The following is a 7891-nucleotide window of genomic DNA, read 5'->3' as shown; positions in this document are numbered from 1 at the left end:
GGGATGCCGGGCGGGATGATGGGCCGTGGCGGGGCTAATCCGCATGTGGTGCAGGCACGCCCGAGCGTGATACCGCGCACCGGCGTGGGTTAGAGCACAAGACATCGGTCGAGGTTTCAGCGGCGCGGCACAAAAACAGGACTGGGTCCGCCGGCGGCTCCGTCGGGCCTGACCGGCACCGAGTCGGCCTCACCAGCCGGCTCCCTAGGCCTAGGGCGCGGGTAACACCAACCAACCCCCGTGCTACCCGCGCCCTCATCATGTCAGCCGCACAGGACCGCGGCGGGCCGTGGTCTCGGAGCCGTGATGGCACGGTGCCGCGGCCGCAATAGTCGGGCCGCTATCGCCGCCCTATATGTGGCCTATTCCCGTGGTCATCAGAAATACGCCCAGCAGGGCAGTCACGACCGCGAAGATCTGTTGCCGCCGAGCTTTGACCCAGCGCTGCAGCACCGACATGATCTGGCCGGTTTTCGCCGGCGCCGCCAACTGGCTGGCGAGTGGCAGCTCGACGAATGCCAGCGCGACCAGGCTGTAGACCCCGGCCGCGGTGACCTGAGTCGCCACCGCGGCGCCCGAGGCCAGAATCGCGGTGAGCGCTACCAGAAACCGCAGATCCACCAGCATTCCGACCCCGAGGACGAACGCGACCCGTAGCGGGCGGGCCTGCAGCGCAAACTGTGCGCGCGCCGACAATCTCGAGATCGTCGTGGAGGTCCGCAGCTGCAACTGCGACGGATTGCTGCCCGACATACCCAGCCGCGCCCGCAGCCCCGGTGAGGCGCCGACGGCCAGCCCGGCGATCAGCAACGCCGTCACACCCATCGCGATCTGAACGTGCCCAGCGGTGGAAGTGGCGGTGGCAACCTCCACCCGGTGCATGACGTCGAGTGCGAAACCTCGTAGACCGAACAGCACACCCGTAGCCAGAGCACCGCTGGTAGCAATGCCGCCCAGCCAGAACGCGAGGAGCTGGCCGAGGGCTCGAGGCCGCGACGAGAGGAGAACGCTGATCCCGATCCGCACCGGGTCGGCCGTCGCCACGAGCGCTAGCACGAGCACCGTACCCCACATGGCAACGGACGCTACAACGACGGTGACGAGGACGAAACCCGTTCAGGCATTGGTTTTTCCGATCACGACCGCGTTACCCACGGGTGGCATCATTCTTGGCCTCAGACTAAGAGTGTCGATGCCGAATCCTGACGTGCGGAAGGCAGAAAAGCGGGCGCTGACCTCCAATGATCGAGGCGATCGCAGTGCCGGCACCGAGTCGAGAAATGGCAATCTGAGGGATCGGTTAAGAATGTGGGATTCAATAAATTTTTGTCTTGAAGACCTTTAGTCCGATGGATTGGCACTGTGGTGCCCGCAAACGGGCGGGCGCCGCGGCACAATAGTCCGGATCGTTCGCCTCGATATCGCGGTCGGTCCGCTACCAAGCGCCGCCATCGCTTCCCGCCGGCTTAACCAGGTGCTTGCATCGCCGAGCCGTGGCCGCGGCTGCCCAGCGATGTGAGCCGAGCAGGTCTTGGTCCTCGGCCCACCGGGTCGCCGGTCCAGTTTCAGTGCCCTGGCCGCCGCTTTTGCAGCTTCGGCGGGGTGGCTCGACCAACCGGAAATTCGCGACCGCACAAACGCCGCAACCGAGCACGGATCCGCGGCAAGCAGTCGCCGCACGTTTGCTGCGAGGAAAAACCCGGATACGACACGCCGGGGCGCGTGCCGCGATCGACCGACGCCGGAACTATACCGTGGGCTGACACGTGCGCAGGGAGGCGAATTTCGTGACGCAAAACCCGTTCCGGGGAATGTCACGCCGCGAGTTTCTCGCAAAGCTGACCGGAGCCGGCGCTGCGGCGCTGCTGATGGACTATGCCGGCCCGGTGATCGAAAAGGCTTACGGCGCGGGCCCCTGCTCCGGGCATTTGACCGACATCGAACACATCGTGTTGTTGATGCAGGAGAACCGGTCATTCGACCATTACTTCGGCACGCTTTCGAGCACCCGTGGTTTCAACGACCCGTCCCCGGTATTCCAGCAAAAGGGCTGGAACCCGATGACGCAGGCGCTCGACCCTGCGGGGACCACCATCCCGTTCCGTCTGGATACCACGCGCGGGCCCATCCTGGACGGCGAGTGCGTCAATGATCCCGAGCACCAGTGGGTCGCTATGCATCTCTCCTGGAACGGTGGGGCAAACGACAACTGGCTGCCGGCGCAGGCGAACACTCGTACGACGCCGTTCGTCCCTATGACGATGGGCTACTACACCCGCCAAGACATACCGATCCATTACTTGCTGGCCGACACATTCACAATTTGCGACGGCTATCACTGTTCACTGCTGACCGGCACCCTGCCCAACCGGTTGTACTGGCTGAGCGCCAATATCGACCCGGCCGGCACCAACGGCGGACCGCAACTCGTAGAACCCGGATTCTTGCCCCTGCATCAGTACAACTGGCGCATCATGCCGCAAAACCTCGAGGATGCCGGCGTCAGTTGGAAGGTGTACCAGAACAAGGACGCCGGACGGTTCATCAATACGCCCATCAGCAACAACGGGCTGGTTCAGGCCTTCTCGCAGTCCGCGGATCCGCGCTCGAACTTGGCCCGCTTCGGCATTGCGCCGAGTTATCCGGTGGATTTCGCGGCCGATGTCAAAGCCAACCGGCTACCGCAGGTTTCCTGGCTGGTTCCGTCGTTCATCCAGTCCGAACACCCCGCTTTGCCGGTCGCGCTCGGCGCGGTCGCCATGGTGACTGCGTTGCGGATTCTGTTGTCCAACCCCGCGGTATGGGAGAAAACCGCGCTGATCATCAGCTACGACGAAGGCGGTGGCTTCTTCGACCACGTCACGCCCCCGACGGCGCCGCCCGGCACACCCGGCGAGTACGTCACGGTGCCAGACATCAACGCGGTGTCCGGTTCCGGTGGTATCCGAGGACCGTTGGGTTTAGGTTTTCGCGTTCCGTGCTTGATCATTTCTCCGTTCAGTCGCGGCGGACTGATGGTGCATGACACGTTCGACCACACCTCGCAGTTGAAATTGATTCGCGCTCGCTTCGGCGTGCCGATTCCCAATTTGACTGCCTGGCGCGACAGCGTCGTCGGCGATATGACCTCCGCGTTCAACTTCGCAACACCGCCGAACCCGACCAAACCGAATTTAAGTCATCCGTTGCTGGCGGCCGTGCCGAAACTTCCGCAATGCATTCCCAACGTCATACTGGGTTCGACGGACGGCGCGCTGCCGTCCATTCCTTACCGGGTGCCTTACCCGCAAATGATGCCCACCCAGGAAAGTGGCCCCGCTCGCGGGATTCCGAGCGGGCTTTGCTGAACCACGACCGGCGCGCCGAGATGGTGGGTAGGCCGGCGGCCAAAAGATTTGCTGCGCCCGGTATAGAAACGTCAGCATTCGATGGCGAATGGAATTCGAAACGCCGGTTGGCTTAGTAATGTTGATGGCCCGCACAACTATACCGTGATCAGAAATGTGCGTAGCGGCCGCCGAGGAGGGAGTGTGGGAAGCGAGCACCCGATTGACGGAATGACTCGTCGGCAATTCTTCGTTAAAGCCGCCGCCGCCACCACCGCCGGTGCCCTGACGTCATTAGCCGCTCCGATTATCGAAAAGGCGTATGGCGTCGGGCCCTGCGCGGGACATTTGACCGATATCGAGCACATCGTGCTATTGATGCAGGAGAACCGGTCATTCGATCACTATTTCGGCACCTTGTCCGGCACCCGTGGCTTCAACGATCCGTCGCCGACGTTCGCGCAACAAGGCTGGAATCCAGCGACACAGGCGGTCGACCCGGCCGGCACCACCATTCCGTTCCGATTCGACACCACCCGGGGGCCGCTGCTTGACGGTGAATGCGTCAACGACCCCGATCACGGCTGGATCGCCATGCATAACTCCTGGAACGGTGGTGCCAACGACGGCTGGTTGCCGGCGCAGGCCGCGTCCAGTCCGCTACAGGGCAACGTAGCGGTGACGATGGGTTACTACACCCGCCGCGACCTGCCGATCCACTACCTGCTTGCCGACACATTCACCGTTTGCGACGGCTACTACTGCTCGCTGCTGGGCGGGACCACGCCGAATCGGCTGTATTGGATGAGCGCCTGGATCGACCCGGACGGAACCAACGGCGGCCCGATTCTGATCGAACCCAACATTCAGCCGCAGCAAAAACTCAGCTGGCGCATCATGCCGCAGAACCTCGAGGACGCCGCCATCAGCTGGAAGGTCTACCAGAACAAATTTCTAGGCCCGCTCAACAATACGGTGGTGGGCTACAACGGACTGATCAACGATTTCCAGCAAGCCGCCGACCCGAGATCCAACCTGGCCCGCTTTGGCATCGCCCCGACCTATCCCGTCGACTTCGCCGCTGATGTTAAGAACAACACGTTGCCCAATGTCTCCTGGGTGCTGCCTGGATTCCTGTTGTCCGAGCATCCCGCACTACCGGTTTCCATCGGTGCCGTCGGAATTGTCGACGTGCTGAGGATTTTGCTGTCCAACCCGGCGGTATGGGAGAAGACGGCGGTGATCGTCAACTACGACGAAAACGGCGGTTTCTTCGACCACGTGACACCGCCGACGCCGCCGCCGGGTACGCTAGGGGAGTACGTCACCGTCCCGGATATCAATGCGGTGTCGGGTTCCGGCGGCATCCGGGGGCCGATCGGCTTGGGGTTCCGCACCCCTTGCATTGTCATTTCGCCCTACAGTCGCGGCCCGCTGATGGTCCACGACACGTTCGACCACACCTCGACGCTGAAATTGATCAGTGCGCGGTTTGGAGTCCCGGTTCCCAATCTCAGTGCGTGGCGCAATGGTGTGGTGGGCGATATGACCTCGACATTCAATTTCGCCGTCCCGCCGAACCCGTCGAAGCCCAACCTGGACCATCCGCTGCTGAAGTCTGTTCCCAAACTGCCGCAGTGCGTTCCCAATGCGGTATTGGGAACGACGACCAAGACATCAATTCCCTATCGGGTGCCATTCCCGCAGATGATGCCCACCCAGGAAACGTCACCGATGCGTGGCATTCCCAGCGGACTTTGCTGAATCGAACGGAGCAGTCACCGTCGTCACCCTTCCGCGATTCGGTCACGCGGCACCGCTTTTGCTAGCCGAGCGCGAGCGGGCAGGTGCCGTGTCTGCCAGCGGCGGACGGCGATCCCAACCTGGCAAGAGTTTCTGCGCCCAGGCTTTCCACGCAGGCCCGCTCCTGCCGAATATGCCGGGGCCAGACAACGGGACCGCACATGGAATTTCCGTGGGTTCGGCGGTCTCGATGCGATCGGTTCACGGTTCAACCGGAAAAGCGGACCGAAAAATGCTGAATGCGCCCGGACACGCCGGTTTGTGTTTCGCGTCCGACTTCGGTCACGCCTATACGGTCGACTCAGATCGATAGAGGAGGACCGGTGGGCCGCAGTGCATTTGCTGGGATGTCGCGTCGCGCGTTCATGGCAAAGGCCACCGGGGTCGGCGCGGCGGCATTTCTCAAGGACTGGGCCGCTCCGGTGATTGAGAAGGCCTATGCGGCCGGCCCTTGTTCGGGACATCTGACCGACATCGAACACATTGTGTTGTGCCTGCAGGAAAACCGGTCGTTCGATCATTACTTCGGCACGCTCTCCGGCGTAGACGGGTTCGACACCCCGACGCCGCTGTTCGCGCAGAGGGGCTGGAACCCGCAGACGCAGGCGGTTGACCCGGCCGGCACTACGGTGCCGTACCGCATCGACACGACCCGGGGGCACAACGGTGTTGGCGAATGTGTCAACGACCCCGACCACCAGTGGATCGCCGCGCACTTGTCGTGGAATGGCGGAGCCAACGACGGCTGGCTTGCAGCGCAAGCCAGGACGCGGTCGCCGGCCAATACGCCGGTGGTGATGGGCTACTACGCGCGCCCTGACATCCCGATCCACTACCTGCTCGCTGACACGTTCACCATCTGCGACCACTACCACTCTTCGCTGCTGGGCGGGACGATGCCCAACCGGCTCTACTGGATCAGTGGCACCGTCAACCCTGACGGTGACCAGGGGGGCCCGCAAATCGTCGAGCCGTCCATTCAGCCGAAACTGACATTCACCTGGCGCATCATGCCGCAGAACCTTTGCGACGCCGGCATCAGTTGGAAGGTCTACAACAGCAAGTTGCTGGGCGGCCTCAACGACACGTCCCTGAGCCGCAACGGTTACGTGGGCAGTTTCAAGCAGGCCGGAGATCCGCGGTCGGACCTGGCGCGATACGGGATCGCGCCAAGCTATCCCGCCGACTTCGTCCTCGACATCATGAACAACAGGCTGCCGCAGGTCTCCTGGATCGTGCCGCTGACCGTCGACTCCGAGCATCCGTCCTTCCCGATCGCCGTGGGTGCCGTCACGATCGTCAACCTGATCCGGGCGTTGCTTCGCAATCCGGCCGTGTGGGAAAAGACCGCGCTGATCATCGCCTACGACGAACACGGCGGGTTTTTCGACCATGTCACGCCGCCCACCGCGCCGGTGGGAACGCCGGGTGAATGGATTCCCAACAGCGTGGACATCGACAAGGTCGACGGCTCCGGCGGGATCCGCGGACCGATCGGTTTGGGGTACCGGGTGCCGTGTTTCGTTATCTCGCCCTACAGCCGCGGCGGGCTCATGGTCCATGACCGGTTCGACCACACCTCGCAGCTGCAACTTATCGGCAAACGGTTCGGTGTTCCGGTGCCCAACCTGACCGCCTGGCGGGCCGGCGTGACCGGGGATATGACGTCGGCATTCAATTTCGCCGCACCACCTGACCCGTCGCGGCCCAACTTGGACCACCCCGCCCGGCAACTGCCCAAGGTTGCCAATTGTGTGCCCAACGTGGTTCTGGGGTTTCTCAACGAAGGCCTTCCCTATCGGGTGCCTTATCCGCAGACGATGCCGGTCCAGGAATCCGGGCCGGTCCGCGGAATTCCCAGCGGCATCTGCTAGCCAGCGCCAACGCTTTTGAATGCAAATTCTGGCCAGGCCTTCACTTTGGACACTTTGGCGGCTGCCATGCGGCGGCGGTATGTGGGGGCGCCGATCACGCGGCACGTTCGGTCGTTGCGAACGGCGATCGCGCAGCCTGCGACCCGCGTTGGGGGCCTGCGCACCCCGGCGCCTGCGGCATGCAGAGAAATCGGAAAAATGGGGATAATTGCCGCGGGATTGTCATACGATGCGAAGTGCTTGATGGTTGATGGTTGCCATTGAGGGTTGGTTTTTTGGGAAACGGCACTGGAAGGGGACAGCGTGCTTTTGCCTCTCGGTCCGCCCTTGCCGCCCGACGCCGTGGCGGCGAAGCGCGGTGAGTCGGGGATGCTTGGCGGATTGTCGGTTCCGCTCAGCTGGGGTACGGCCGTTCCACCGGATGACTATGATCACTGGGCTAAGGAGGACGAAGCGGCCGAGGTCGCCGTCGTTCCCGGTGCCGTGGATCCAGAACCCGCCGAATCCAGCACCGACGAGTGGGACGAGTGGGCGGAGTGGAACGAGTGGGAGGCGGCCAATGCCGAACCTCGGTTCGAGGCGCCGCGTAGCAGCAGGGTCGTACCGCATTCTCCGGCGGCCGGTTGAGAGAAAGGGGTGACTGTCGTTCTTCATGACCGATTGGTGACTTCGGTATCACCGCGGTCGGCACTAACTAGGAGCCAATCTGCACAAATAACTCCCGACTAAGAGCCCAGTTGACTATATAAGCCCAGTTGACAAGGAGACAGGCAACATGGCAACACGCTTTATGACCGACCCCCACGCGATGCGCGCGATGGCGGGCCGTTTCGAGACGCACGCTCAGACGGTTGAGGACGAGGCCCGCCGGATGTGGGCGTCCTCGCA

General features: G+C 62.9%; 6 protein-coding genes and 1 pseudogene. 6 read left to right on the top strand and 1 reads right to left on the bottom strand.

Going from position 1 to position 7891, the window contains the following annotated elements:
* Positions 1-93: hypothetical protein (locus EET13_RS31640; RefSeq protein ID WP_425294257.1), on the top strand; the 93-nt coding region annotated here is incomplete at its 5' end.
* 258 nt (positions 94-351) lie between these two features.
* Here EET13_RS31640 and EET13_RS18550 read toward each other — a convergent pair.
* On the bottom strand, positions 352-1074 hold the full coding sequence (locus EET13_RS18550) for a GAP family protein (RefSeq protein ID WP_122443659.1): 723 nt from the start codon (positions 1072-1074) through the stop codon (positions 352-354).
* Positions 1075-1811: 737 nt separating this feature from the next.
* Here EET13_RS18550 and EET13_RS18545 point away from each other — a divergent pair.
* The 5 genes and pseudogenes from EET13_RS18545 to EET13_RS18520 form a co-directional block, all read left to right on the top strand.
* Positions 1812-3347, top strand: a complete 1536-nt coding sequence (locus tag EET13_RS18545) for a phospholipase C (RefSeq protein WP_122443661.1) — start codon at positions 1812-1814, stop codon at positions 3345-3347.
* Positions 3348-3557: 210 nt separating this feature from the next.
* On the top strand, positions 3558-5090 hold the full coding sequence (locus tag EET13_RS18540; RefSeq protein WP_122443658.1) for a phospholipase C: 1533 nt from the start codon (positions 3558-3560) through the stop codon (positions 5088-5090).
* Between the two features lie 386 nt (positions 5091-5476).
* Positions 5477-7003 (top strand): phospholipase C, encoded by a 1527-nt coding sequence (locus EET13_RS18530; protein ID WP_122443656.1) that lies wholly within the window; start codon positions 5477-5479, stop codon positions 7001-7003.
* A 303-nt stretch (positions 7004-7306) separates the two neighbouring features.
* A complete protein-coding gene (locus tag EET13_RS18525; protein WP_244603989.1) occupies positions 7307-7630 on the top strand; it encodes a hypothetical protein in 324 nt (107 codons plus the stop codon).
* A 148-nt stretch (positions 7631-7778) separates the two neighbouring features.
* Positions 7779-7891: pseudogene (locus EET13_RS18520) on the top strand (WXG100 family type VII secretion target); the annotation flags it as partial.

Source organism: Mycobacterium attenuatum (assembly GCF_900566085.1).
GTDB classification, from domain to species: Bacteria; Actinomycetota; Actinomycetes; order Mycobacteriales; family Mycobacteriaceae; genus Mycobacterium; species Mycobacterium attenuatum.
The sequence above is the reverse complement of the archived record's forward strand: the minus strand, read 5'-3'. Positions and strand labels throughout refer to the sequence as shown.